Here is a 26,916-nt window from a genome sequence, read left to right as displayed (position 1 = left end):
CATATTCGTTCTGACTTAGTGTACTATCCTTATGAGTATTATTACCCTTTAGTTTAATATCTATTCATTTATTCCGTGAATACATCACTTTCTTTGAATCTGATTTCAAAATTAATACCATTTTTTGAATATTGCTTTAGCATATGCATCATTTAGGGATATCAGCTGTGCTTTAGGGTATGTGTTTAATGTAAATATTTTGAATATTAGTACTGTATTTATTAGCTTAAAAGAGTTTTGACAACTTTGTGAATGAATACTAAACTTACAAGTGTATAGGCTTTTAATATTTTTATCACAGAAAAGAGGGGGATGATTTTCATGGTTAAAGAAAATTCTGGGAATAACGGTCAGGAAGAAAAACAATTTTCACGTCGTGATTTCTTGAAAACAACTGGAGTTGCAGCCGGAGGGATTGCCGGCGGTGCATTACTGGGCGGTTTTACAGGCTTCCAGTTCGGTTCAGATCAGGAGTCTGATTCAGCAGAAACAGGCACCGGCGGTGAAACTGCTGGCGGTGAGGGCGGTTCTGAAGCGCCTGAGTATGCAGCGCGTACTTATTTCAGCAGACAGGAAGATTTTGCAGCACTCGCAGCCGCTGCAGAGAGAATTTATCCTGAAGATGACAATGGACCGGGTGCGATTGAACTCGGCGTACCGTATTTTATCGATAAACAGTGCTACGGCACTTGGGGGTCGAATGGGACAGATTACCGCATGGGGCCTTTCCAGCCGATGGCTTCCGATACTCACGGCCGTCAGGAAAAACTGAATCGCGGAGAAATGTTCTTACTCGGTATTCGCCGCATGAGAGAATATGCAGTTGAAGAACACGATGCAGAGTTTGTCGATCTTGAAGGCGATGTGCAGGATGAAGTGCTGAAAGCCTTTGAGGCCGGCGAAGTTGAAGTTGCGGGCATGCGTTCAGAAGCGTTCTTCTCACTGCTTAGAAATACGACAATCGAAGGCGTATATTCAGATCCGGTTTACGGCGGCAACAAAAATATGGAAGGCTGGAAGATGATTCAGTATCCGGGGCCGCGTATGGGCTGGATGGATCAGATTACTTCTGAAGAGTTCGTCGAAATGGAACCTGAAAGTCTGAGAGCATATCAAGGGGGCGGAATGTAATGGTAGAGAGACTCGATAAAGTTGAAGCAGTCGTCGTTGGAATGGGCTGGGCCGGCGGTATCGTCGCAGCTGAGCTTGCTAAAGCCGGCAAGGACGTCGTTGGTCTGGAAAAAGGGAACCACGCTACAAGAAGCGACTACATCGGTGTTAAAGATGAGTTGAGATTCGATAACCGTTTCGAAATTATGCAGCCTTTAAAAGGTGACACTGTGACTTCAAGAAACGAAATTGATGAAACGGCGTTGCCTGTCAGAACGATGGCAGATAACCAGCTCGGTACAGATCTCGGCGGTGCAAGTGTGCACTGGGCAGGGGCATCTTACAGATACTGGCCATATGAATTCGAAATTCGCAGTCAGACTATTGATCGTTACGGCGAGGATAAAATTCCGGAAGATATGAATCTCCAGGACTGGGGTATTACATATGAGGAATTAGAACCTTACTATGAAAAATGGGAAGATACGGCAGGGATTTCAGGCGAGCAGGATCCGCTGGCACCTGAACGTAATAAACCATGGCCGAACCCGCCGTTAAATGAAACACCATCATTGAAATTATTTAAAGATGCGACAGCGAATTTAGGATTGCATCCTTTCCAAATTGCAGCCGGGAACATGTCTCAAAACTATGAGAACCCGGACGGAGAAAAACTGAACGCGTGTATGTACTGTTCTTTCTGTACGAGAGCGGGCTGTGACTTCGATGCGAAGTCAGATCCTCTTGCAACGGTGATTCCGACAGCAATGAGACACGATAACTTTGAATTGAGAACACGTGCAAATGTGCGCCGTGTCCTTTACGATGAAGAGAATAACGAAGCCATCGGTGTCATGTACGTAGATGAAACGACAGGCGAAGAATTTGAACAGCCTGCAGATGTTGTGGTACTTGCAGCCTTTGCATTTACAAACAACAGACTGTTAATGCTGTCAAACATCGGTGAACAGTATGATCCTGAAACAAGAGAAGGACTAATCGGACGTAACTTTAACGGTCAGCACAACTCAGCCTTCCACGGCGTCCGCGGTTTCTTTGAGAATGAGAAATTCAACTTGTACATGGGTGCCGGTGCGCTGGGCGCAGCGGTTAACGACTATGCTGCAGACAACTTCGATCACTCTGACCTCGACTTTATCGGCGGCGGTGCTATTGAATTGAGACAATACGGTTTCGCTGCGATTTCAAGCAGTAATAACCATACGCGAGAAGTATCAAACTGGGGTGCAGACTACAAAGCAGAGTCTCTGAAATATGCTTACAGTGCACTTCAAATCTGGTATACAAGTATCGCTATGTCGTACTGGCACAACTATTTGGATCTTGACCCGACTTACAAAGATGAGTACGGTGATCCTTTACTCCGTGTCACATACAAATTCGGTTCAAATGAACGTCCGATTGCACAATTTGGTGTCGACAGATGTCACGAGATTATGGAAGAAATGGGCGCTGACATTATCGAAGATGATGAAATTGCTGAAGAATTTAACCATGTATTCTCAGGCGGACACTACACAGGCGGCGTCGTTATGGGAGACGATCCTGAAACATCAGCAGTGAATAACTACCTGCAAATGTGGGATGTTGATAATCTGTTTGTTGTCGGCGGATCAGCCTTCCCGCAATTCGGCGGACACCACCCGACACCGACAATCGGTGCGCTGGCTTACAGAGCAGCAGAAGGTGTTATTCGTTTCTTGGATGAAGACGGCGGCCAGCTTGCAACAGCAAAAAGCAAAACAATGAGAGCATAAAATATTATCATGCCTCTTCCGGTTTGTTCCGGAAGAGGCATTTTTTTGTTTAAATTAATAAAAACACTCCCAATTTTAATCATGTTTTAATTTTCTGATAATTTTCCTTTAACTCTGAAGGGGCATGATAGGGTTAACACAAACGAAGGGGGGACGAAAAATCATGAGTTATTTCGAAGAGATTCAACCAGCAGCGTCTAATGATTTTTCAACCGATTCTTATTCAAGTGAATCGTTTGAGTCGGCAGACAACAGCGTTTCATCTGATTAATTATTAAGCGAAGTCAAAACAGAGAGGGAGGAGAAATCCATGAACTTTTTTGAAGAAATCCAGCCGGCAGTAACGGCAGAAGTAATGACCGATTCATATTCAGGTGAATCTTATGATTCATTTGAGTCAGCAGACAACAGCGTTTCATCTGACTAATATTCTTAGAATAACTGGGTGAAAATTTCAATAATATTTGAAACAGGCGGCCCATGATATTATGGGCCGCCTGTTTATTGTGAAAGGGGGATACATGCATGCAGCGGACAGATAAATATAAACAGAGCCAATCATTAAAGGCGAAAATTAATCAGTTCTTTACGCTTGAAACAACAGAAGGCAACATCATAAAAGAAGCACCGCCAGTGCCGGTGAAAGAGATATTCAGCCGATTTTGGCCTTTTACTAAACATTACCGCAAGTGGCTGTTTTTCGGATTAATTTTTATTGCCCTGCAGCCGGTCGCATCTTCCGGGACAGTCTGGCTGCTTCAAATATTTATAGACCATGTACTCGATGCCAAAAATCTGACACCGCTGTACTGGATTGTCCTTCTTTACTTTGCCTTTAGTCTGGCAGCCGGTATTTTTTCTTTTCTCGGTACATTTACAACGAATTGGGTGGGGCAGAAATTTGTTCTAGCCTTGCGTAAACACGTATACGAGCATCTGCAAAGTTTATCGCTTCATTTTTTTGAAGGCAGAAAACTCGGTGATATTATCGCGAGACTGACCGGGGACATCGCTTCAATTGAAAGACTGATTGTGACGGGTGCAACATCCGCACTGTCCTATATATTCCAGCTTATTGTCTTCATCGGTATGTTATTTATTATGGAATGGAAGCTTGCCTTAATTTCACTCATTGTAGTGCCTTTATTTTACATGGTCACCCGATATTTTTCGATTCGGATGAAGATGGCATCCCGCGAAAGATCCAGACGGATGGGTGCGATAAACGCCCTGACCGAAGAGAATTTCTCAAATATTTCACTCATGCAGGCATTTAATCAAGAGAGCAATGAATCCGAAAAATTCCATCATCAAAACCTGGCTGCATATACAGCAAAAATGTATAAAGTCAGATTGAAGTCGGTCTTTACGCCGGCCGTGTCCTTAATAGAAACGGCAGGAACTTTAACTGTGATGGTATTCGGTGCGATTTTGTTGATGCAAGGTGAAGTAACGATTGGTATTCTCGTTGCTTTTATTACACTGTTAAAGCGGCTGTACAGTCCAGTGAGGGGATTGAGCCGCCTGCTGAATACGATTTACTCAGCTTCAGCGAGTGCGGAGCGTGTCATTGAATACATGGAAGAAGAGCCGGCAGTCACATCTGATTCCGGGGTCATGATTGAAAATGATCAGCCGGGCATTATTTTTGATAATGTATCTTTTAAATATCCTAATAAGAAGCGGAACGTTTTATCGAATATTTCATTTTCTGTAAAAGCTGGTGAAACAGTTGCGCTGGTCGGTGCGAGCGGTGTGGGTAAATCCACTATTTTAAAAATGCTGATGCGTTTTTACGAACCGTCTAAAGGATTTATTTACTTGAACAACTACGCTGTAGAAAAGGTAAATGTGCAGTCGCTGCGTGATAAAATATCCGTCGTCTTCCAGGAAGCATTAATCTTTGACGGCACTGTCAAAGAGAACATTGCGTATGGTAAACCGGACGCCACGGACGAAGAAATTATTGAAGCGGCAAAAAGAGCAGATGCGCATGAATTTATCGAACAGTTATCTGACGGCTATGATACCAATGTCGGACAGAAAGGGCGCAATCTGTCGGGCGGCCAGCAGCAGCGGCTGGCTATCGCACGGGCCATTATTAAAGAGGCATCCGTGCTGATTCTCGATGAACCGGGGGATGGTTTAGATGGTTCAACAGAAAAGCGGGTGATGAAGGAATTAATGCAAAATACAGCGACGCTGATGATTACACATAATTTAAAAACAGCCCGTGAAGCCGATAAAATTCTCTATATTAATAAAGGAGAGCTTAATGAAATCGGTACGCATGAAGAATTGATGGCTTTAAACGGAAATTATAAAAAATTATACAGCGATCAGCAGGGTGATGATAAAAATAGCGCCTATGTCATGCCAAAGCTGGCTGCAGAATAATACTGGAGGTAAAAAAATGAAGACTGAAGAAGTGATTGAAATTAAGCCGCTTGAAGAAGGAGATACGCTGATAGAAAACTATAAGGTGATTACGCACATGAGGCGGGGCAAAGATTGCGATTTGTATCATTTGTGGAGCGAAGAGCGGATGTGCAGTGTAATCGGTAAAACAGTGCAGCCGAATGCTGCAGCTAAAGAAAAAGCAGCCGCCAGACTGACGCGTGAAGGGGAATTGATTACGAAACTGTCTCACCCGAACTTACTCAGAGGATACGAACTGCATCGGGGCGATGTGCCTGTAGTTATCCAGGAGACACTGACAGGGGAAACTATCTCGCATCTGGTGCGCCAGACGTATAAACAAGGCGAAGAATTGCCGTTAATTCAGTTAGCTCAGTTCGGCAAACAGCTCTCATCAGTCATCAACTATCTGCACAGCAAGGACATACTGCATTTAGATATTAAACCTTCCAATATTATATCGCAGCCGCCGCTGGCTAAATTATTTGATTTAAATCTGATCACAGAACCGGGTACAGTGAGAAAAGGGACGGGGACGAAGCCATATATGTCACCTGAACAAGCGAAGGGAGACCCTCTAACAGCTCAGGCAGATGTTTGGGGAATTGGAGTGGTATTATTTTTCATGGCAACATGCGAACGGCCGTTTGAAACTTTTGATGACGGCCGATATGACCAGCTCGTCAGAAGAGCAGTGCCGGTATCGAGCCTAAGGCAGGCAAAAGAAGGAGATGAACTTCTTAAGATGATCGACCGCTGCCTAGAACCGAAGCCGGACCACAGAACGTCAGTACAAGAAATCTTTGAAATCTGCCAAAATTATATTACCCAAAATAAGCAGTAATGCAGCAAAGCTTCCAGACTTTTTCTGTCGGGGAGCTTTTTGTTATTTTATTGTATAATGACGAGTAAAAGGAGCGGATAGCATTGGCAAAACTGATTCATACGGAAAATGTACTGGCATCAAAAGCCAAGTCGATTAAAAAAATATTTGAGCATGAGCAGTCAAATATCGTAAATATTCAGCTGCAAGCTGGAGAAGGTATACCTGCACACGACTCTAAACACCCGATTTTTATTATTGTCCGTCAGGGCGGTGTGAAATTTATCTGTACAGATAAAGAATATGTACTGTATAACAATGATATTTTATTCATGGAAGCGGCGGAAATGCACAGCGTTGAAGCGGTATCGGATACTGATTTTCTCGTTGTCTTTCTAAAGTAAGTTTAAATGTCGGGAATCAGGAAAATAATTAGTGTATAGTTTATAAAAAGACTTAAATTAAACAAAGGGGAGCTGGAGTTATGTTTAAACGCGACGGCACAATTTCATTTTTAAATAAACTGTTATCAATCAACAGTCCGACAGGCTACACAAATAATGCTGTAAGCTTTTTAAGAGAAACGATTGAAGATATCGGTTACGAAACAATGACGACACCCAAAGGGAATCTGATTGTCCAAGTGGATGGTGACAATGGTGAAGTGACACGCGGTTTGAGCGCCCACGTCGATACACTCGGGCTTATGGTGCGTTCAATCAACTCAGACGGCACCTTGTCGCTGACGAAACTCGGCGGGCCGCTGACACCGACACTGGACGGTGAATACTGCGATATTATTACGCGCGATGACAAAGTATATACGGGGACTATTTTGTCTAAATCACCGTCGATTCACGTCTATAAAGACGCAGCGACAAAAGATCGAGACATTGATAATTTAATCGTCAAACTGGATGAACGTGTGGAAAGTAAAGAAGATGTTCAAAATATCGGCATTCAAAACGGAGATATTGTTGCCTATGACCCTAAAGTTGTCGTTACAGACTCAGGATTTATAAAATCAAGATTTTTAGACGATAAAGCATCGGTTGCTGTTTTAGTCAGCATTTTAAAAATGATGAAGCAGGAAAACGTGACACCGTCGACAAATCTGAAATTTATCTTCTCGACCTATGAAGAAGTGGGACATGGAGCGGCCTGGATACCTGAAGATATTACGGAACTATTGGCAGTGGATATGGGCTGTATCGGTTTAGATTTAGAATGTACAGAATACGATGTATCAATCTGTGCCAAAGACTCATCCGGTCCGTATGACTACGATATGACAACCAAACTGATTAATTATGCAAAAGATAAAGAATTGAATTATGCAGTGGATATTTATCCGATGTACGGCAGTGATGCCTCTGCAGCAATGAGCGGCGGTGCGAATATAAAAGCAGCATTGATTGGACCGGGTGTTGCGAGCAGCCATGGTATGGAACGGACGCATATCGATGCGCTCGAAAATACTTTCGAACTGATTAGAGCGTATATTAGAAATTAATTTTATATGTTTGATATAAAACTTTAAACAAGGTGTTGTGATTATGTCTAAAGGAACATTTTAATCCTGCTGCCTTTAGTCAGCCAGTTCCATTATAAGAAACGAACGGACGGGACGTAGAAATATCATTATGGACTGTAGCACTCAATGTGTTATGGTCCTTTTATATTAGGAGGCATATTAAATGAAGATCAAACCGCTGAAGATATCAAACGATCTGGAGGTTGTTTCATATGAAACGATTGCTGCAGATGAAGACCAGATGTTTGAGAATATTGAAATTCAGGATGCTGAATTTGTAGATGCAGATTTAGACCGTCTGATTGTCTATCATTCGATAATCAGAAACAGCAATTTATCGAATAACGAGTTCGATAACGCGGACTTGAGCGATACGAGATTTGTGAACTGTGATTTTTCAAATACAGTATTTTTTGGCGCATCAATCCATAATGCAGAATTCGTAAATTGCAAAATGACCGGTGTCAGCTTTGACGAGGCAAGAATTAAAAATGTGAAATTCCAAGAATCGATTTTAAATTTGTCCGGCTTCAGTGAATCGAAGATGGAGAATGTATTATTCGACGGGGCAAGGATGGTGACAGCCGACTTCTTTAACAACCGATTTAAAAATATCGGCTTCGAAAATTGCGATCTGACTGAAGCAAGATTTGTAGACACGTCACTGTCCGGCATCGATATCAGTTCATCTCATTTTGAAGCTTTAAGCATTAAAAGAGAAGATTTAGAAGGCTGTATTGTGTCCAGCGTACAGGCGATTCAAATGGCGTCGCTGATGGGACTGGTTGTAAAGAATAACTAAAAAGATCCGGCTCAAATTTTGAGTCGGATCTTTTACTTATGGAGCCAAGGGGGCTCGAACCCCTGACCTTTGCACTGCCAGCGCAACGCTCTCCCAGCTGAGCTATGGCCCCTATTTTTACATTACATACATTGTAGGCCATATTCTCAAGTTTTGTCTACACTGATTAGCTGAAAAACCTGAATATCACAAACATGACAGGGACAACAGCTAAAGCGGGCAAGTAATTCATTGTTTTAAAGGCTTTGATATTTAAAATGCCTAAACCGGACATTAATATTAAAATACCGCCGATAATATTCACTTCATTCATAATATCTGTGTTAATGGCATTTTCCATAAATAGTGCCATGACATAAATAGCGCCCTGCCATAGAAATACTGCGACTGCGGACAGGGCAATGCCAAAGCCGAATGTCGATGCCAGAACAATAGATGTAATGCCGTCTAAAATACCGTTTGTAATTAAATATGTATAATTTTGATTCACTGCAGCTTCTACAGGTCCGAGTATGGACAGCGTTCCGATACAGTAGAGCAGGATTGCCGTTGATAGGCCTTGGGCAAGATCTCCTTTTGAATATTTTGAGACGGCGCTGTTGAATTTATCTTCCAGATTCAGCATCTGGCCGATCACACCGCCGAGTGCGAGACTGACGATGAATAAGACCGGATAAGTACTCGTTGGCATATACTGGACAATAGCGTTAACCCCGATAGATAAGGCGACGAGCCCCATGGCTGTCATCAAGACATCGTGATATTCCTTTTTAATTCCTTTTTTAAACAGACTGCCGATTGTCGAACCGACCAGTATCATTATGACGTTAAAAATTGTTCCAATCATGTGCAAGGCTCCTCGTGAAACGATAGATTTAAATATAAACTATATCACTTATTCAGTATGATTAATTTAATATTCTGTTCTTTTAGTATAAAGTAGTTGGTAACTGGAATAAATAGAAGTGAGAAAATGAACTTCTTACATCCGGAAAAGTCAGCTATACAAGTGAATCTTAAGCTAATTCATAGTTTAAGTGTATAATTTAAATAGGGAGTTTTCCCGGGAAATTTTTAAAACAGGGGGAATTAAGATGGGGTGTCTTTGGAAGTCAGAAGCGCAGTTAGAAAATTTGCTCGAGGAATTGGTCAGCTGGAATAGTGTATCCGGAACTCAAGGGGAGATTGATTTTCCGTATAAATTAAAAGATAAATTTCAAGCGCTCGAATATTTTAAAACACATGAAGATAACATTCAGCTGTTTGATGCAGGGAAAGATCGCAAAGCTTTTACGGCTTTGTATCAATCGGAAGCAACGAGCAATACCGTCGTACTGCTCAGTCACTTTGATACGGTGGGTGTAGAGGAATACGGTCAGCTGCAGGACTTGGCATTCCAGGCGGATGCATTGACGGCTGTATTTCAGAATAATCCGGAGTACTTAACACTGGTTGCCAAAGCGGATGCTTTAAGCGGTGAATATTTATTTGGCCGCGGGACTATGGATATGAAGATGGGCTTGACGCTGCATATGCATTTAATGGAGCAGGCGATTCAAGAAGAATGGCCGGTGAATCTGCTGCTCGTCACTGTACCGGATGAAGAAGTTAGTTCAGCAGGTATGCTGGCGGCAGTGCCCGGCGTATTAGAGATTTCAAAAGCCAAGCATTTAAATATTAAACTGTTTTTAAACGGCGAACCGTCATTTACTCAGGAGCCATTGGATGAGAATCACTACATATATTCAGGATCAATCGGCAAGATTTTACCCGCAGCCTTATTTTACGGAGTGCCGACTCACGCGGGTGAACCTTTGAATGGTGTGACCGCTCATTTCTTAAGTGCGTATTTGACGAAACACATGGAATTTACCAGCCGGTTTTCAGAAACGTATGACGGTGAAACCACACCGTTGCCGATTTGTCTGCAAGCAAACGATTTAAAGGCGCATTACGATGTGCAGACCTCTCATCACAGTTATGCTTTGTACAATGTGGTGACTTTGACACAGACAGCGGAAGATGTCATGGCAACATTCAGAGAAATCGCAGAAGATGCCATGCATGAATGCCGGACGGATTATGAAGCGGTGTGCCAACACAGCAATGTTCCGCCTTTAAACTGCTTTAGAGTACTTGATTATAACGAATTGCTTGATTATTTTATCGATAAATACAGCAGGGAAGAAGCGGATGCGCTGATTCAAAAAGTGATAGAGGCAGAAGATGTGGATCAGAGAAAACTGACACTGATGATTGCAGATAAGCTGATGGAATACTGTCAGGAACTCGCGCCTGCGACAGTGCTGATGTTTGCACCGCCTTACATGCCGGCAGTGAATTCGTCAAATGATGATTTAGTTCAGCGTTTAATTGCAGTCACGACAGAAACGATGAAAGACCGCTTTGATTATAAGGTGACGAACAAGCATTATTTTAACGGGATTTCTGATTTGAGTTATGTGAACTACAATCCGGATGATGAAGGCTGGCAGTCGTTTAAAAACAATGCGCCGCTCTGGGGAGAATCGTATTCAATTCCATTTAAAGAGATGCAGCAGCTGAGTGCATCGGTGATGAATATCGGTCCGTTCGGCAAAGATGCCCATAAGATGACGGAAAGACTCCATAAGAAAAATGCCTTTGTAATGATGCCGGAAGTTCTGAGGACAGTCATACAGCAATTATTTTAAATCTGAAACTGCAGAACAGGAGTGATTGAATGTCGAATCAATTAAGACCTTTATTTCTGGAACCGGATGCTGAAGATCATTTGAAAGCGGCAAAAGCTGCGGCAGAGATGTTTAAAAATACTGCTGTCAAAACACCGGAAGGGATCTACTGGGAAGAGGAACCTTTTTCTCCGGCTGACCCGCACGACGATACATTTATGGGGCAGTTTTCATTGTACAGCGGGTCACCGGGTGTGATTTATTTTCTGGCTCAGCTGGCAAGAGTGACGGGTGACCGGGAGTATTTAAGCGACGCTGTTGAAGCGGGCAAGTACATGATCAGCAATTGGGAATGTAATGTGAGGATGCAGCAGTATGGCGGCAATATTGCCCATTCTGAATGGGGCGTACTGAATGGTGTGTCAGGTATTGCTTTTGTCTTTGGTGAGCTTGCAGCAGTCTCAGGTTTGGAAGAATTTAATGAATTTGCCGTTCATCTGATTGAAGAAGTCGCAGATGCCGCGCGTCAGACTGATAAAGGTATTGTTTGGACAGATGAGCCGGCGATATTTTTTGACTCCGGAATTATTTTGTTTTTAATACATGCTGCAGAAAAATACGACAGAAAAGACTGGCTGAAGCTGGCGTTAGATGCAGGAGAAAAAGTGCTGAATGATGGACAGGAACATGATGGGAAAATGACTTGGCCGACAATTAGTCCAGCTTATTTTGGTATTCCTGAAGACAGTGTCATGCCGAATTATTTTTACGGTACTGCCGGTGTGGCTTATGCGCTCGTTGCCTTATATGCGGAAAATAGTGATGACAGATATCTAAGTGCTGCTGTAAAAGGCGCAAAGTACATTCAATCAATTGCCACGGTGGAAAATGAAAATATTCTGTTCCCGCACAGTTTCCCTCACTTAAAAGATGTGCACTATTTAGGCTTATGCCACGGTGCCGCGGGGACTGTACGTTTATTTTATAAGCTCTATCAAGTGACGGGTGAAGCGGAGTATAAGGAATGGACAGAACATATCGTTAACGGGATCTTAAGTACGGGGGCTCCGGAACTTCATTCAGATGGATATTGGAATGTTGCCTCGCAGTGCTGCGGCTCTGCCGGTATGAGCAGCGTATTTCTTGGATTATGGGCAGAAACGGGAGACGATAAATATTTAACGTATGCCAAACGTGTCGGCAAGCAGCTGTTGAGTGAGAGTGTCTATGATGAAAATACCGGTGCGTGCTGGTATCATGCATTCGACAGAACAAATCCTGAACATGTAACAGCTAAAATCGGCTATCTCGACGGTGCATCCGGTATCGCAGCAGAATTACTTCAGCTGTACCAGGCAGACATTGGTCAGTTTGATGTATTGAGACTGCCGGACGATCCGTATCCAAAAAGTATATAAGAAAAATGCCTTGGGCTTATCAGCCAAGGCATTTTTTTAGTCTATTTTTTTAAGTTAACAATCGTCCGGCCTCTGACTTTACCGTCGATAATATCGTGAAGCACTTGAGGGAGTTCATCTAAACTCACTTCGCTAACGACATCTTTATCAAGAATTTTTGGTTTTAAATCTTTAGCCAGGCGGTCCCAGACTTTTTTACGCAGTTCCATCGGATAGAAGACAGAATCGACGCCGAGCCAGTGAATGCCGCGTCCGATAAACGGTAATACAGTCGTACTCACTGCAATGCCGCCGACTAAACCGAATGTCGCGAGTGCACCTTCCGGCTGGAGGCTTTTAATAATATATTCTGTCGTTTTACCGCCGACTGGGTCAATCGCTGCCTGGAAGAGCGGTTTGCCTGTCGGTTTCTCATCCTGATTTGTGACATCGCCACGGTGAATCACTTTAGCTGCGCCGAGTGATTTTAAGTAATCTGTCTCATCGATGCTGCCTGTACTGGCAACAACAGTGTAGCCTGAATCAGCAAGCATGCTGATTGCTAAACTGCCTGCGCCGCCGGATGCGCCGGCAACTAAAATATCGCCATTATCCGGTGTAATACCAGCTTGCTCAAGTTTAGTTATGGAAATTCCAGCAGTCAATCCAGCCGTACCCAGTTCCATCGATTCTTTTAATGTTAATCCGTCGGGAAGCGGTACGAGCCAGTCAGCAGGAATGCGCGCAGTTTCTGCAAAACCGCCTGAAATTCCCGTGCCGACTTTATAACTGGTTGCGATCACTTTATCGCCAGGATTAAAACGGTCATCACTAGATTCAATTACCTCTCCAGCAAGGTCGATACCTGGAATAATCGGGAAATACTCAGCGATGCCGCCTTGAGCCGCAACCATCCCGTCCTTGTAATTGACACTGGAATAGTGGACATCAATCAGCACGTCACCCTCAGTTAACGCTTCAATATTGACATCTTTAATACTAATTTCTGTACCTTCATCTGTCTTATCAGCAATTAAAGCTTTAAAAGTATTCATTAGTTAGCCTCCTGATATTAATGTAATTACAGCGTATCATCTTTGGGCATTTCTTTATTCCTTTACTGCTCATTATATCATTGTGATAATATATGTAATTCAATAAGCATCAATAGAAATTAGGACTGGGGAGAAAACGCTATGAAAGTAGTCGCGGGAGTGGATTCTTTTAAAGGGAGTTTATCGTCTGTCAATGCGAATTTGTCTGTTGAAAAGGGGATAAAGAGCGTTAATCCGCATGCTGAGGTGAAATCTTTTGCTATGGCTGACGGCGGCGAAGGTACTGTGGAGACACTTGTCGACGGTATGCAGGGGCGACGTGTTCAAACAAGGGTGACCGGACCGCTGGGGCATTCGATTGATGCAGCTTACGGTTTGGTTACAGATGAACAGCTGGCCATTATCGAAATCGCAGCAGCTTGCGGTTTACCCCTGCTGAATGCAAAGGAATTAAATCCTTTAGTGACAACGACTTATGGAGTCGGTGAGCTGATTAATCATGCTTATGATCAGGGTGCGAGAAAATTCATCATCGGACTCGGCGGCAGTGCGACTAACGACGGGGGTGTCGGTATGCTGCAGGCTTTGGGATTTACGTTTAATGATGCTGAAGGTGCCCCGGTAGAATATGGCGGCGGAGCGCTGCTTCAAATTCATTCGATATCCCCAACTGACAGCAGTGAAAAATTTAAAGACTGTGACTTTCGAGTGGCCTGCGATGTATCGAATATTTTGTATGGTGAACATGGTGCTTCTTATGTATTCGGGCCGCAAAAAGGCGCGGATAGAGACATGCTGAAAGTATTGGATGCTGGCTTAAAACATTATGCGGAACTGACTTTGGAAAATATGGATATTGATATAAGAAACGTTGAAGGCGGCGGAGCGGCTGGCGGATTAGGTGCTGCCTTTCATGGTTATTTAAATGGCAGACTCGAATCAGGCATTGAATTAATTATGGATGTGCTCGGTGTTGAGGAAGAACTAAAGACAGCAGATTTGGTCATTACTGGAGAAGGTAGAATCGATGCGCAGACATCAATGGGTAAAGTGCCGGCTGGAATGGCTCAGCTGGCGAAGCGGTTCGATGTTCCAGTGATTGCTGTTGGCGGCAGTTTGACCGAGGATGCTTATGAGTTAAACGAGGCCGGCATTGATGCTGTGTTCTCTATTCAAAGAGAACCGTTGACAGTTGAAGCGGCGATGGATGGTCGCCGGACAGCTGAGAATATAGAAAGAACAGTAGCACAGTTAATTAGGGTTTTAAAAATTAATATGTAAAGAAGCGGCGGGAATTCTTTGGATTTCCGTCCGTTTTTATGTGTAGGGTTCCAATGAACCGTGCTCATTGGTGTGCAAGCCGAGATATGTTCCAATGAACCGCGCTCATTGGCATGCAAGTCAAGCTCCGTTCCAATGAACCGCGCTCATTGGTGTGCAAGTCGAGCTACGTTGCAATGAACCGCGCTCATTGGTGTGCAAGTCAAGATACGTTGCAATGAACCGCGCTCATTGGCATGCAAACTAAGCTCCGTTCCAATGAACCGCGCTCATTGGCATGCAAGTCGAGCTCCGTTCCAATGAACCGTGCTCATTGGTGTGCAAGTCGAGCTCCGTTCCAATGAACTGCGCTCATTGGTATGCAAATCAAGATACGTTGCAATGAACCGCGCTCATTGGCATGCAAACCAAGATACGTTCCAATGAACCGTGCTCATTGGCATGCAAGTCAAGATACGTTGCAATGAACCGCGCACAAGCACCCGAAAATCAAAAAAACTTGGAAACCTTAGGTTTCCAAGTTCAAATATTATTTCTCAGCTTGTTCTTCAGCGTAAATTTTATCCAGAGCTTCCTGGAAGAGTTCAACAGGCTGTGCGCCTGAGATTGAATATTTATCATTTACTAAGAAGAACGGTACGCCTTGTACACCAAGGCTTGATGCTTGCGAGATATCCACATTAACGTCTTGAGCGTACTGATCGCTGTGGATAATATCGCGGACTGTTTGACCGTCAAGTTCAACTGATTCTGACAGACGGACGAGTGTTTCTTCGTCGTTTAGCACTTCGCCGTTTGTGAAGTGTGCGGCATACAGCGCTTTAAAGAACGGTGTGCCTTTGCCTTCTGCTCTGGCATGCTGGAAGACACGGTGGGCATCAAATGTGTTTGTCAGCTTAGCGATATCATAATTGATTTCAACGCCGGCTTTTTCTGCTGTTTCCGTCACTTGTTCAAACATGCCTTTAGCACGTTCTACCGGGATGCCTTTCATTTTAGAGAAAGTTTCAGCATAAGTTTCACCAGGAGTGTAGTCAGCATCAGGCATCAGCTGGAAGCTTTTGTATTCAATTTCCACATCGTCTTTATGTTCAAATGTTTTCAGTGCGTTTTCTAAGTTTGCCTGCCCGATAAAGCAAAACGGACATACAAAGTCTGACCAAATAGTAATTTTCATTATTTTTTATCCTCTTTTTCTTCGGTGATAGGACCGCATACGCCTGTTTCAAAATCACAAACCATTCCTGAACCGCCTAAATCCAGTGTTTCAATACTTTTAATTTCCGCAGGTTCTTTTTGTGAAACGGTATTTTCCTTGTCTTTTGTCACCATCTGCAGTCTCCTTTCGTACAATCGAATTTTTTAACTATCTATTATTTTATCAGCTTAGTTTAAATAACACGATAAATCTGCTTACTTATTGTAACTTGCCTCGATGACTTTATCGGGATTAAAGCCCGAAATCACCTGACCGTTAATAACAGTTTGCGGGACTGTGAATTTTCTCGTCTTTCCGATCAGTTTTAAGGCTGAAATCGGGTTGATATCTACTTTAACTTCTTTATATGAAACATCTAAAGATTCCAGCAGATCTTTTGCCATGTCGCATACAGGGCATGTGGCTGATGTATATATGGTTACTTTGTCAGTCATATTGCTACCTCTCATACTTTCTTTTAGTCTATTTATCTTAACAAGATTTACAGATGCTAACGACAAAAATGCCTGCAGCTATGCACCGCAGGCGGATAATATCTTATCTTTCAAAATCAACAGTTTCGTCAGTATCTAAATGAATAGTCGTTTCAGCAGGTTTTGTACCTGCAATCAGTTTGCCGTTTCTGTATGAATGCGTCACTGCGGCCTGTTTGCGGATCACATCGTATTCATTATCAGCATTCAAGACGATAAAGTTCGCCGGCTTGCCTGGTTCAATCCCATATTCGTCTTCGATATGCAGTGTTTTTGCACTATTTTTTGTAACCAGATCAATTGAGTTAACGATTTCCTCATACCCCATTAGCTGAGCGGCGTGTATGCCCATATGCAGTACTTGCAGCATGTTGCCTGTACCAAGCGGGTACCATGGATCGAATATATCATCGTGACCGAAGCAGATATTCATGCCGGCTGCTTGGATTTCTTTGACTCTCGTTAAACCGCGGCGTTTCGGATAGCTGTCGAAGCGTCCCTGCAAGTGAATATTAATGAGGGGGTTTGACACAAAGTTGATCTCCGACATTTTTAATAGACGGAACAGTTTGGCTGTATAGGCATCGTTATACGAGCCCATTGCCGTGGTATGGCTGGCAGTAGTTTTCTCGCCATAATTGCGCTGATAGGCTTCATTCGCCACGACTTCAACGAATCTCGATTGTTCATCATCGATTTCATCACAGTGAATGTCGACGAGTTTATCGTATTTCTCTGCTAAATCGAAAGCGATTTTCATCGATTCTACACCGTATTCTCTCGTAAATTCAAAGTGAGGGATACCGCCGACGACATCTGCCCCTAATTTTACTGCTTCTTCCAGCAATTCTTTGCCGTTCGGGTACGATAAAATCCCTTCCTGAGGAAAAGCAACGAGCTGAATATTCACGTAGTCAGCCAATTCTTCTTTCACTTCAATCATGGCTTTTAATGCAGTGAGTTCAGGGTCTGTCACGTCCACATGAGTACGGATATGCTGGATACCTTGTGCTATCTGCCATTTAATTGCTTTTTTAGAACGGGTTTTAACATCTTCTGTAGAAAGGCATTCTTTGCGCTCAGACCATCTCTGAATTCCTTCGAACAAAGTCCCGCTTAAATTCCATTCAGGTTCACCGGCAGTCAGCGTCGTATCTAAATGAATATGAGGTTCAATAAAGGGAGGTAAAACCACTGACCCGTCGACATCGATAACGTCATCACCCTGAATGGCGTCCTGTGTAATATTTTTAAATTTACCGTCTTCTATTTCGATATTCCATAAGCCTGATTCATTTCTTAATGATGCATTTTTAATAATCACGTACAACCTCATCCTTTGTTTTTATTGGGGTTTTAACTGAAACTGTTGATTTATATGCTGCGAGCTTCATCCCGATAACGTAAATGGCGCTGGTTCCGATTAAAGCATTCAGTGGCGGAATGCCGGGAACGAAGTTTGCAAGTACAATACCTGTAGCCCAGGCAAAGATTGCTACCGGATTAATTGCTTTAAATGTCATTGTCTCATATGCAGCGTAATTTCTCTTTCTAACGATAAAGTAATCGGCAAGAATAATGGCACCTATTGATGGTAAAGCAGAACCGAGCAATGTCAGGAAATCAACGAAATTATTGTAGAGCCACATTGCTGCGAGTGTACCTAAAATACCGTTGAACACAACGATATATTTCTTAGGGAATTTAAAGATGTTAGCAAAACCTAAGCCTGATGCGTAAAGTGCACTGTCGTTCGTCGTCCATATGTTTAAACCAAGTACGATGATCCCGGGAATCATCAGGCCCTGCATCAGCATCACTTCTGAAATATCAGCAATGCCGAAAGCCATGGCACCGACCGCACCGAAGAGAAACATCAAAGAGTTGCCTAAGAAGAAAGCGATAATACTTGAGCTGACTGCTGACTTGGCTGATTTAGCGAAACGTGTAAAGTCAGGTGTTAACGTCCCCGCACTGATAAATGATCCAACACAGATTGTCAGGGCGAAAGCGATACTGACTGATTCAGATGGCTGGTAGAGCAGCAGTGCGTCCATGCCGCCCATCGAGTTAACAGCGTCTGTCACTGAGTACATGCCGAATATTGCGATTGTCGGCACACTGATAAAACCAAGGATTGCCAGTGCTTTAAGGCCAAATATAGAAGAGATCGTCATCAGTGTACCAAAGACACCAATTAAGATAAAAACATTAATGCCGGTTGCAAGCGAGACTGGTACTGCAAACATTGCGAGACCGACACCGAACCAGCAGACTTGTGTGGATGCGAGCAGGAAAGATGTAATATAAGAGCCGGTTTTACCAAAAGCATAACGTGCGAGTAAGTGTGTAGATAAGCCGGTTTTAGCAGCGATATAAGCGAGTGCACCTGTATAGAGACCGAGAATTAAGTTGCCTGCAAGTACGATAAGTATGAAATTTGTAAACGATAGACCTTCGCCAAGCGTTCCGCCGGACCACATACTTGCTGAGAAAAAGCTGAGAGATAACATTACGGCTAAAATATTCCAGAAACTTTTGCGACTTGACTGAGGCACTGCCTCAAGTGAGAATTCTTTGTCATGAGATGACATACATAACTCCTCCAGTATCTTTTGAATTTCAGAAACTGGCGCCGAAAAGTGCACTTCTGTAGTGTTTCAGGCAAAAAAATAAAGCTCCCTGCCAGAAACATGACAAGAAGCTTTTTTCTATAATAAGGTACGGCAAAGTTCCCTTAAAGCAGGGCATGCTTAGCCGCAAGATATTACATCGCGCTGTCCTTGTCAGTCTCACTGGACTGATTTAAAGGCACCAGTATTTAATTAATGAATAGTATTACATATATTTTAGAACTTGTCACGTTTAAAATTCCTTGATTTTATCACACTCCTTCATCGTAATGATTGAATAGTTATTATTATGCATAAAAATACATATACTAATTATTCATTTATGGTAGGATAGTAATATATTTTTAAATTTAAGGAATATTCTAAAAATAAGGGGATGGTAGTATGGTAAAAGCTTCAAACAGCACAGAGAAAAATCATAAGAAGAAATGGGAGTTTCCCGATACATACGTCATCGTTTTTGCGGTACTGCTTATAGCAGTGGCAGCAACTTACATCGTACCGGCAGGAACGTTTGACAGAGTAGAAACGGATGGCGTCACAACGATTGTATCCGGGACTTACGAAAACACAGAATCATCGCCTGCAGGGTTTATGGATGTGTTCTTATCTGTACAAACAGGGATGGTAGAAAGTGCCGGTCTGATTTTCTTAGTTCTGTTTGCCGGCGGGATGTTCGAGATTATAAATAAATCTGGTGCAATACATACAGGAATCTACTCGGCAATTGATAAGATGAAGGGGAAAGAATTCTTTTTAATTGCAACGATTATTATTTTATTTGCGCTCGGTGGAGCCGTCGGGGCACTGGCTAACTCGGTCATTCCATTTGTAGCCATTGGTGTGCTGCTTGTTAAAGCCTTGAAATTTGATGCGATTGTTGCGGTAGCAATTACATTTAATGCGGCATTTATAGGGTTTTCAGCAGGATTTCTGAATCCTTATACAGTCGGTGTTGCACATAATATTGCAGAACTTCCGCTGTTTTCAGGTATGGTGTTTAGACTGGTTGCCTTTGTTTTACTGGTCGGAGCAACAATATGGTATACGTGGCGCTACTGTAAAATAATTTTAAATGATCCTTCCAGAAGTCTGATTGGCATCGAAGCAGCTGAAGATAATGAACTTGGCTTCGATGAGAAATTTACAGGACGTCATAAATTAATTCTGATCTGGACAGCGGCTTCATTAATGTTCTTTGTATTCGCTGTGATCAAGTTCCAGTGGACAACCGACCATATGGCTGCATTTTTTGTGATTATCGGATTAGTCGCAGGGATTATAGCAGGAATGAATTACAATACAATTGCATTCACATTTTTAGAAGGGTGTAAAAATCTTGTATATGGTGCTTTGATTATCGGATTGGCGAGAGCGGTACTTGTTATTATGGAAAACGGTCAGATTTTAGATACGCTTGTTAGCGCATTGTCTCAGCCTTTATCAGCATTGCCGCCAATTGCCACTGCGATCGGTATGTTCTTAATGAACTCGGTCTTTAACTTCTTCGTTCCTTCTGGCAGCGGTCAGGCAGCGATTATGATGCCGATTCAGACCCCTCTGGCGGATATGATTGGTATTACAAGACAAGTCAGTGTACTTGCTTTCCAGTTCGGTGACGGTTTCTCAAATGTTCTGTTCCCGACGTCCGGGCCGTTGATGGCGAGTCTCGCTGTGGCAGGTGTTGCCTGGATTAAATGGGCAAAATGGTTCTTCCCATTATTCTTAATATGGACAGGCATAGCGTTTGTGCTTCTGGCGGTCGCAGTAATGATTAACTTAGGTCCACTTTAAGAGATAGAATCGTTACTGTAAGATAGTTATAATTAAAAGATAAATAAAAAGAGGTGAGGGATCACAGATGGAAGTATACAGCTACCGCAGCGATCAGCTGGCAGCATCACCGAAAGAAGTATTTCAGATTGTGAATGATGATGAGCAGTTAAAAAAGATCTTCACTATCCTTAAAGACATTGAGTACAGTACGAAAGGGAAGCGTTCTAAAGGTGCGAAATTCAGAATAACGCTAGGCGTTAGAAATAAGACCTACCGTTTTAGGAATGAAATCACAGAATACGTTGAGAACGAGAAAATCGTCATGAAAACGAAATTAAAACAGGGCGTTATAACGACGTTATTTAGTGTAGAACCGAAAGGTGCTGGCTCGGAACTGTCAGTTCAGTCATCAATAGAGAGCAGCATGGGTGTCAGAATGTTCATTATGACTGTAAAACCTGTTGTTAAATCAGTAATGAATAAAGAAATGAAAAAATTTGAAGCGGCAGTAATCAGTGAAAATTAAATCGAACTGCCGGTCAGCTTCCTGCCTAAATATGCGGGAAGCTTTTTATTATGAATATTTTACTGTAATTCAGGAATATACAAAGTACAATAGAGTAATCGCTTAGAAAAAGAACGTGCTGTAAATAAATTAAAGATGAGGGATTACAGAATGAAGAAGAAAGCTAAAAGTAAAACAGATATACCGCGCCACGAAGAGTGGACAGTAAAAGAGCATACAGAAGTATTAGAATTCCTGTTTAAAGTCATGCCGTCAAAAAGCCGGAATGCAGTAAAAGGGATTTTAAAACGCGGACAGGTTGTCGTGAATGACAAATCGACCACACAATTTGACGATAAGCTGAAACCGGGAGACCATGTTCAAATCCGTGAACGCGTCGCCTCATCTTCAATAAAATTAAAAGGTGTGAATATCCTTCATGAAGATGATGATATTATCGTAATCGATAAAGAAAGCGGGCTGCTGTCCATGGGGTCTAAACAGGAACGGCAGATGACAGCCTACAAGCAGCTGATGGATTACGTACAGAGTATTCACCCGAAGAACCGGGTGTTTATCGTGCATCGATTAGATAGAGACACGTCAGGTGTGATGATATTTGCCCGGAGTAAAATGGTTCAGCAGCGGCTGCAGAAAGCCTGGACTGAAGCAGTTCAGGAGAGATCATACGTTGCCCTTGTCGAAGGAGTCGTTCAAAAAAACGGGACGATTACATCTTGGCTCACTGAAGATAAGACATATATGATGCATTCGAGTCCTAAACCGAACCATGGTCAAAAAGCGATTACGCACTACAAGGTCTTGAAAACGAACCGCAGATTCTCATTATTAAAGGTGAATCTGGATACGGGAAGAAAAAATCAGATTCGCGTGCATATGCAGGACCTTGGCCATCCGATTGTAGGCGATAAAAAATACGGATCGGAAATCAACGCTATTAATCGTTTGGGACTTCATGCTAATGCAATTAAATTTAAACATCCGGTAAGCGGAAAAGTAATGAAATTTGAATCGGAAACACCTGCATCGTTTACGAGAGGGTTTAAATAGAGAGAAGCACCGTCCTTGGTTATCTATATCAAGGACGGTGCTTCTCTTTTGAATAATAATAAAATAGGTAAAGTCAAATCAGAATATAAAAATGCCCCAACCGATACGGCTAGGGGATGAATTTAATCACGATAACGCTTTAAGCTTATTTTAACTTACTATGATCGTTTAGAAAGTGGTAAGCTTTCTAATTTTTATATTAATATATTATTTGAATTTTGTAAAGATTAAAACTTTAATTGAACTATTTATTAGATATACTTACAATATAAGTAATAACTGTAAGGAGTGTGTGCGATGAAAAAATTTCAGGGTGAATATACTATCGGTTTAGATATTGGTACAGCTTCTGTCGGGTGGTCTTGCATCAACAAAGACTACGAACTATTAGAGTTTAGAAATCGAAAAGCAATTGGTGTCAATTTGTTCAATTCAGCAGATACCGCGGAAGCTAGAAGACTTAAGCGCGGAATGCGAAGACGTTATAATAGAAGAATTAAAAGAATTCAAATGCTGCAAGAATTATTTCAGCCACTCATTAACGATCAAGATTTTTTTAGTAATTTAAGTACTGATCATAAGTGGAAAAACAGTAACAATTTTGAGAATAGGACGCTCTCAGAGACTTTGATAGAACTAGGGTTTTCTAAGGAAGAGATACATACTAAATTTCCAACAATATATCATTTAAGAGATTTTTTAATATCTACGAATGAAGAACAAGATATAAAATTAATTTATTTAGCGATTCATAACTTAGTTAAGTTTAGAGGGCACTTTTTATTAAACATAGATAGCTGGGAAGATAGAGATTCATCTGAAGAAAAAGAAGGGCTTTTAGAGTTTCTGGAAAATCTCTATGAGATTAACAAAATTGATGAAACAGTATCAGAGAAAATAGTTGAATCTATCTCAGAAATACTGGGGGATACAAGGACAACAGGTAATGATAAGAGTAAGGCTGTTCAAAAGCATCTTCCTAAAGACTTAAAAGATATTGGTAAATTGTTAACTGGACTTAAATCAAATTTGCATAATGTGTTCTATAATTGTGAAAATAATGATGAGATTAAAGAAAGTAAAATTGCTATTAAACTATCAAATGATGATGAAGATATAGATTTATCTGTCTTAACAGACGATCAGTTAGAAATCATTGAGCAAGCAAAAAAGTTATATTTAGATATGACTCTCAAAGAAGTATTAAAAGACTTTGACTATGTATCACGAGCAAAAGTGAGTGAATTCAATAAAAATAAAAGACAGTTAAAAATTTTAAAATCGTTAATAAAGGAAAATTATGATACTCAAACTTATAAAAATTTCTTTGTTACCCCGAAAAGTGTTTTTGCTGAGTATTATAATAAACCGGATGTTAAAAACTTGGCCAAACTCTCATATTTTGATCAATATAGATTAAATAAGAATAAGGGAAAAGATAAATTTATTTCAGAAATTAAGAAAGTACTAAAAAACAATTTAGAGGATGAAAAATCGGATAATAATAGAATATCAATACTAGAACAAGTAGAAAACGAGTTATTTCTGCCATTCTTGAATAATGTTTCAAACTCGTCAGTTCCTCATCAAAACTCATTGTATGAAGCGAAAAAAATTCTTCTTAATCAGCAAAAATATCATAAAGATATCTCGCAAAATCTAGTGGACAAAGTGGCACAATTAATATCCTTTAGAATTCCATACTATATTGGGCCGTTAGTAAAGAATGATGGAGATTCAGAATTTGCCTGGAGTTCAAGGATTAAAGATACTAACATCACACCATTTAATTTTGATGAAGTAATAGATAAAAGTACGAGTGCTGCTGAATTTATAAATAGAATGACAAATAAATGCAGTTATTTGTTGCAAGAGGACGTGTTACCTAAACACTCATTGCTTTATCAAGAAATGGAAGTCAGAAACGAACTAAATGGGATTAATTTGAGAAGTGAAAGTCAGATAAGCGATAAGGTACATAGATTACCACAAGATGTTAAGAACAATGTCTTTGAAAATCATTTTAAAAACACAAAAAAAGTTACTCATAAAAACCTAAAGGAATTTTTAAAGAAATCAGTTGATGGTTATGAAGATAAAGAAGTTTTTGGAACGCAAAAAGAGAATGAATTTGCCAGCTCTTTGTCATCGTATATTGATTTTAGAAATATTCTAGGTAAAGAAAAGTTAGAATCACATCTTGATGAAGTCGAACACATTATTAGCTGGGTAACAATTTTTAATGAAAAAAGTATTATACGAGAGAAAATTCAAGATAATTTTGATTTCATAGAATCTGATGAGTTAGAAAAAATCTTAAAATTAAATTATAGCGGATGGGGCAGATTATCGAAAAAAGCCCTGACACTGGTTAATAATGATGAATCTATCATTAGTCTAATGCGTACAGATGACTATAACTTTATGGAAGCTTATACATCACCCCGATATGGATTTAAAGAAGTTTATGAAGACATAAATAAAAAATTCAAAGGGATTAAAAATAAAATAGAGTACTCAGATATTGCAGAACTAAAATGTTCCCCTGCATTAAAAAAATCTATCTGGAGCACTGTTAAAATAGTCGATGAATTAGTCAGTATATTTGGAGAGCCTAAAAATATTGTAATAGAATTCGCAAGAGAAGAAGGAGAGAAGAAACGTACCGTTGAATGGAAGAAGCAATGGGATGTTCTTATTAAAGATAATGATTTAATGAAAAAAGATGAATTTAGTGAGATGTTTAAAGATGTTTCAAATTATCGTGGAGATTTAGATTACAAATTAGAGAAACTGAAGCTGTATTTGTTACAGGGTGGAAAATGTCTATATACACTAGAGAAAATAAACTTACAGGCTCTAATCATGGATTCATCAAAACCAGCGGGTCAAAGATATTATGAAGTGGATCATATATTACCTCGAAATTTTGTTAAGGATGACAGCCTCAATAATAAGGTGCTTGTTATTAAGGAAGCAAATCAAAGAAAATCAGGGTACAAAATGCCGTTGTCTATTGCCGGGGATAAAAAACTTAAACTCATTAGATACTGGCGACTGTTAGCTGACAATAACATGATGTCTGCAAGTAAGCTGCATAAGCTGATGAAAGAAGAGTTCTCAGATGTTGATAAAGAAAGATTTATAGCACGTCAATTGGTGGAAACTCGCCAAATTACTGTTCATGTGAAAAATTTATTAGAAGAACGATTTGCCAGCACTGATGATAATAAAGTGAGCATTGATATCCTAAAAGCCGGAATAGTTTCAGAAGTACGTAAAAAATTGGATTTCCCTAAAATACGTGAATTAAATGATTATCATCATGCAATTGATGCTTTATTAATTGCCGGAATTCATCAATTTGGTGAAGAGATAAAACCAAATTTATTTAAGTTTGATTTGAGAAAGCATAAGGCTAAAGAAAAATGGCGTAAGTTAAATGAAGAAGAGTCTAATAAGTTCAACCCAGAATTATTCCTCATAACAGAAATGAGAAAAAGTGAACTGAGAAATGATAGAACATTTGAATTTATATTTGAAAACCTTATAAAAAATAGCCACCCACTAGTGACGAAAAAAGTAGAGAATAGTGAGTCTGCATTTTATAAAGAATCAATTTTATCACCTAAAGTTAAGGTGCCTAAATACACGTCTTCGAAAAACGGAAAATTTGTACATGATGAGGTGAAAAAGGCATATAGTATATTTATTTCTTACTTCATTAAGAATAAGAAAGGAGAACTAATAAAAAAACATAGATTGATAGATGTTACGAATATAGATGCAGCACAGAATGAATTCGAAAATGCAAATAGCTTAGCTGAATTTTACGCATCTAAGCTTGAGAATGTCAGCAGTATTGAACAGGCGCGTCTACTCTTAAAATTAAATAAGGGAGATTTGATATATATCAACAAAGAACCCTTCTATTTTATGTCTAGCGGTGAGTTGAATAATGCAAAACAACTAAATATTTCTTTTGAACTACAAAGAAATCTGAAGAAACAGCTTAATAAATGGGCATTTGAAAAAGATGAAGCATTGAAAATTTACGAGCAGCTTGCAAGTGAAGTAATTAATCAATTTAGTCATATACTCCCTGCTACACAAGAAAAATATGAAAAGAAAACACAAGAAATTTTGGGGTATTTTAGTAATACATCTTTATCACATGAAGACTTTGTCTCATCAGTGAATGAGTTGTTAAAAGTATCTAGTCCATCAGCTGCTAGATCGGAAAAACTTGGCGGTCGGCCTTCGGCTTCAGCAAATAAAACTATACAAGATGGAAGCTATTCATCTAGTTCTATAACAGGATTGAAATATAAGAAACCTAAAAGATTAATTAAATTCCTGGAGGATTAAT

21 protein-coding genes and 1 tRNA gene are annotated in these 26,916 nt (G+C 40.8%); 14 read left to right on the top strand and 8 right to left on the bottom strand.

The window, feature by feature from the left end:
- Positions 1-321 precede the first annotated feature (321 nt).
- The 7 genes from IEU81_RS06615 (at position 322) to IEU81_RS06585 (ending at position 8,465) form a co-directional block, all read left to right on the top strand.
- Positions 322-1,131 (top strand): gluconate 2-dehydrogenase subunit 3 family protein, encoded by an 810-nt coding sequence (locus IEU81_RS06615; RefSeq protein ID WP_092597602.1) that lies wholly within the window; start codon positions 322-324, stop codon positions 1,129-1,131.
- A complete protein-coding gene (locus tag IEU81_RS06610; protein ID WP_092597605.1) occupies positions 1,131-2,888 on the top strand; it encodes a GMC family oxidoreductase in 1,758 nt (585 codons plus the stop codon). The genes IEU81_RS06615 and IEU81_RS06610 overlap by 1 nt, the downstream gene beginning before the upstream one ends.
- A 525-nt stretch (positions 2,889-3,413) precedes the next feature.
- A complete protein-coding gene (locus IEU81_RS06605) occupies positions 3,414-5,285 on the top strand; it encodes an ABC transporter ATP-binding protein (protein WP_186089626.1) in 1,872 nt (623 codons plus the stop codon).
- Between the two features lie 16 nt (positions 5,286-5,301).
- Positions 5,302-6,150 (top strand): serine/threonine-protein kinase, encoded by an 849-nt coding sequence (locus tag IEU81_RS06600; protein WP_176760620.1) that lies wholly within the window; start codon positions 5,302-5,304, stop codon positions 6,148-6,150.
- Positions 6,151-6,233: 83 nt separating this feature from the next.
- Positions 6,234-6,533: a cupin domain-containing protein gene (locus IEU81_RS06595; protein WP_092597614.1), complete on the top strand. Its 300-nt coding sequence runs from the start codon at positions 6,234-6,236 to the stop codon at positions 6,531-6,533.
- Between the two features lie 80 nt (positions 6,534-6,613).
- Positions 6,614-7,642, top strand: coding sequence for a M42 family metallopeptidase (locus IEU81_RS06590; protein WP_092597617.1), 1,029 nt, complete (start codon positions 6,614-6,616; stop codon positions 7,640-7,642).
- 184 nt (positions 7,643-7,826) lie between these two features.
- The gene (locus IEU81_RS06585) at positions 7,827-8,465 is read left to right on the top strand and encodes a pentapeptide repeat-containing protein (RefSeq protein WP_186089627.1); all 639 of its coding nucleotides are present in this window, start codon (positions 7,827-7,829) and stop codon (positions 8,463-8,465) included.
- Between the two features lie 39 nt (positions 8,466-8,504).
- Here IEU81_RS06585 and IEU81_RS06580 read toward each other — a convergent pair.
- Both IEU81_RS06580 and IEU81_RS06575 read right to left on the bottom strand, forming a co-directional pair.
- Positions 8,505-8,577: transfer RNA gene (locus IEU81_RS06580), tRNA-Ala, on the bottom strand.
- Positions 8,578-8,631: 54 nt separating this feature from the next.
- On the bottom strand, positions 8,632-9,312 hold the full coding sequence (locus IEU81_RS06575; protein WP_186089628.1) for a DUF554 domain-containing protein: 681 nt from the start codon (positions 9,310-9,312) through the stop codon (positions 8,632-8,634).
- Positions 9,313-9,559: 247 nt separating this feature from the next.
- Here IEU81_RS06575 and IEU81_RS06570 point away from each other — a divergent pair, with 247 nt between their 5' ends.
- Complete coding sequence (locus tag IEU81_RS06570) at positions 9,560-11,158, top strand: M20/M25/M40 family metallo-hydrolase (RefSeq protein WP_186089629.1); 1,599 nt, start codon at positions 9,560-9,562, stop codon at positions 11,156-11,158.
- Positions 11,159-11,187: 29 nt separating this feature from the next.
- Positions 11,188-12,555 (top strand): lanthionine synthetase LanC family protein, encoded by a 1,368-nt coding sequence (locus IEU81_RS06565; RefSeq protein WP_186089630.1) that lies wholly within the window; start codon positions 11,188-11,190, stop codon positions 12,553-12,555.
- Positions 12,556-12,596: 41 nt separating this feature from the next.
- On the opposite strand, the gene IEU81_RS06560 is transcribed toward IEU81_RS06565, so the two are convergent.
- Entirely contained in the window at positions 12,597-13,589 is a 993-nt protein-coding gene (locus IEU81_RS06560) for an acrylyl-CoA reductase family protein (RefSeq protein WP_186089631.1), read from the bottom strand.
- Between the two features lie 141 nt (positions 13,590-13,730).
- On the opposite strand from IEU81_RS06560, the gene IEU81_RS06555 reads away from it, so the two are divergent.
- Positions 13,731-14,870, top strand: coding sequence for a glycerate kinase family protein (locus IEU81_RS06555; RefSeq protein ID WP_186089632.1), 1,140 nt, complete (start codon positions 13,731-13,733; stop codon positions 14,868-14,870).
- A 529-nt stretch (positions 14,871-15,399) separates the two neighbouring features.
- Here IEU81_RS06555 and IEU81_RS06550 read toward each other — a convergent pair.
- The 5 genes from IEU81_RS06550 to codB form a co-directional block, all read right to left on the bottom strand.
- A complete protein-coding gene (locus IEU81_RS06550) occupies positions 15,400-16,047 on the bottom strand; it encodes a DsbA family oxidoreductase (RefSeq protein ID WP_092597638.1) in 648 nt (215 codons plus the stop codon).
- Entirely contained in the window at positions 16,047-16,223 is a 177-nt protein-coding gene (locus tag IEU81_RS06545; protein WP_188352522.1) for a hypothetical protein, read from the bottom strand. Before IEU81_RS06545 ends, IEU81_RS06550 begins: the two co-directional genes overlap by 1 nt.
- Positions 16,224-16,283: 60 nt before the next feature.
- Positions 16,284-16,523, bottom strand: a complete 240-nt coding sequence (locus IEU81_RS06540) for a glutaredoxin family protein (protein ID WP_092597641.1) — start codon at positions 16,521-16,523, stop codon at positions 16,284-16,286.
- A 103-nt stretch (positions 16,524-16,626) separates the two neighbouring features.
- Positions 16,627-17,886, bottom strand: a complete 1,260-nt coding sequence (locus IEU81_RS06535) for a cytosine deaminase (protein ID WP_269461380.1) — start codon at positions 17,884-17,886, stop codon at positions 16,627-16,629.
- Positions 17,876-19,156, bottom strand: coding sequence for a cytosine permease (gene codB, locus IEU81_RS06530; protein WP_092597647.1), 1,281 nt, complete (start codon positions 19,154-19,156; stop codon positions 17,876-17,878). The genes IEU81_RS06535 and codB overlap by 11 nt, the downstream gene beginning before the upstream one ends.
- A gap of 423 nt (positions 19,157-19,579) precedes the next feature.
- Here codB and IEU81_RS06525 point away from each other — a divergent pair, with 423 nt between their 5' ends.
- The 4 genes from IEU81_RS06525 (at position 19,580) to cas9 (ending at position 26,915) form a co-directional block, all read left to right on the top strand.
- Complete coding sequence (locus IEU81_RS06525; RefSeq protein ID WP_186089635.1) at positions 19,580-20,989, top strand: YfcC family protein; 1,410 nt, start codon at positions 19,580-19,582, stop codon at positions 20,987-20,989.
- A gap of 67 nt (positions 20,990-21,056) precedes the next feature.
- Positions 21,057-21,497: an SRPBCC family protein gene (locus IEU81_RS06520; RefSeq protein WP_186089636.1), complete on the top strand. Its 441-nt coding sequence runs from the start codon at positions 21,057-21,059 to the stop codon at positions 21,495-21,497.
- A gap of 150 nt (positions 21,498-21,647) precedes the next feature.
- Positions 21,648-22,547 (top strand): RluA family pseudouridine synthase, encoded by a 900-nt coding sequence (locus IEU81_RS06515; protein WP_186089637.1) that lies wholly within the window; start codon positions 21,648-21,650, stop codon positions 22,545-22,547.
- 297 nt (positions 22,548-22,844) lie between these two features.
- Positions 22,845-26,915 (top strand): type II CRISPR RNA-guided endonuclease Cas9, encoded by a 4,071-nt coding sequence (cas9, locus tag IEU81_RS06510; RefSeq protein ID WP_186089638.1) that lies wholly within the window; start codon positions 22,845-22,847, stop codon positions 26,913-26,915.
- Position 26,916 lies beyond the last annotated feature (1 nt).

Origin of the sequence: Jeotgalicoccus aerolatus (assembly GCF_014635205.1) — a bacterium.
Lineage (GTDB): Bacteria > Bacillota > Bacilli > Staphylococcales > Salinicoccaceae > Jeotgalicoccus > Jeotgalicoccus aerolatus.
The sequence above is the reverse complement of the archived record's forward strand: the minus strand, read 5'-3'. Positions and strand labels throughout refer to the sequence as shown.

Excerpts from the sequence above, each read along its gene's own strand:
- IEU81_RS06615 (WP_092597602.1), top strand. The coding sequence starts at position 322 with ATGGTTAAAGAAAATTCTGGGAATAACGGTCAGGAAGAAAAACAATTT.
- IEU81_RS06610 (WP_092597605.1), top strand. The coding sequence starts at position 1,131 with ATGGTAGAGAGACTCGATAAAGTTGAAGCAGTCGTCGTTGGAATGGGC.
- IEU81_RS06605 (WP_186089626.1), top strand. The coding sequence starts at position 3,414 with ATGCAGCGGACAGATAAATATAAACAGAGCCAATCATTAAAGGCGAAA.
- IEU81_RS06600 (WP_176760620.1), top strand. The coding sequence starts at position 5,302 with ATGAAGACTGAAGAAGTGATTGAAATTAAGCCGCTTGAAGAAGGAGAT.
- IEU81_RS06590 (WP_092597617.1), top strand. The coding sequence starts at position 6,614 with ATGTTTAAACGCGACGGCACAATTTCATTTTTAAATAAACTGTTATCA.
- IEU81_RS06585 (WP_186089627.1), top strand. The coding sequence starts at position 7,827 with ATGAAGATCAAACCGCTGAAGATATCAAACGATCTGGAGGTTGTTTCA.
- IEU81_RS06575 (WP_186089628.1), bottom strand. The coding sequence starts at position 9,312 with ATGATTGGAACAATTTTTAACGTCATAATGATACTGGTCGGTTCGACA.
- IEU81_RS06570 (WP_186089629.1), top strand. The coding sequence starts at position 9,560 with ATGGGGTGTCTTTGGAAGTCAGAAGCGCAGTTAGAAAATTTGCTCGAG.
- IEU81_RS06565 (WP_186089630.1), top strand. The coding sequence starts at position 11,188 with ATGTCGAATCAATTAAGACCTTTATTTCTGGAACCGGATGCTGAAGAT.
- IEU81_RS06560 (WP_186089631.1), bottom strand. The coding sequence starts at position 13,589 with ATGAATACTTTTAAAGCTTTAATTGCTGATAAGACAGATGAAGGTACA.
- IEU81_RS06555 (WP_186089632.1), top strand. The coding sequence starts at position 13,731 with ATGAAAGTAGTCGCGGGAGTGGATTCTTTTAAAGGGAGTTTATCGTCT.
- IEU81_RS06550 (WP_092597638.1), bottom strand. The coding sequence starts at position 16,047 with ATGAAAATTACTATTTGGTCAGACTTTGTATGTCCGTTTTGCTTTATC.
- IEU81_RS06540 (WP_092597641.1), bottom strand. The coding sequence starts at position 16,523 with ATGACTGACAAAGTAACCATATATACATCAGCCACATGCCCTGTATGC.
- codB (WP_092597647.1), bottom strand. The coding sequence starts at position 19,156 with ATGTCATCTCATGACAAAGAATTCTCACTTGAGGCAGTGCCTCAGTCA.
- IEU81_RS06525 (WP_186089635.1), top strand. The coding sequence starts at position 19,580 with ATGGTAAAAGCTTCAAACAGCACAGAGAAAAATCATAAGAAGAAATGG.
- IEU81_RS06520 (WP_186089636.1), top strand. The coding sequence starts at position 21,057 with ATGGAAGTATACAGCTACCGCAGCGATCAGCTGGCAGCATCACCGAAA.
- IEU81_RS06515 (WP_186089637.1), top strand. The coding sequence starts at position 21,648 with ATGAAGAAGAAAGCTAAAAGTAAAACAGATATACCGCGCCACGAAGAG.
- cas9 (WP_186089638.1), top strand. The coding sequence starts at position 22,845 with ATGAAAAAATTTCAGGGTGAATATACTATCGGTTTAGATATTGGTACA.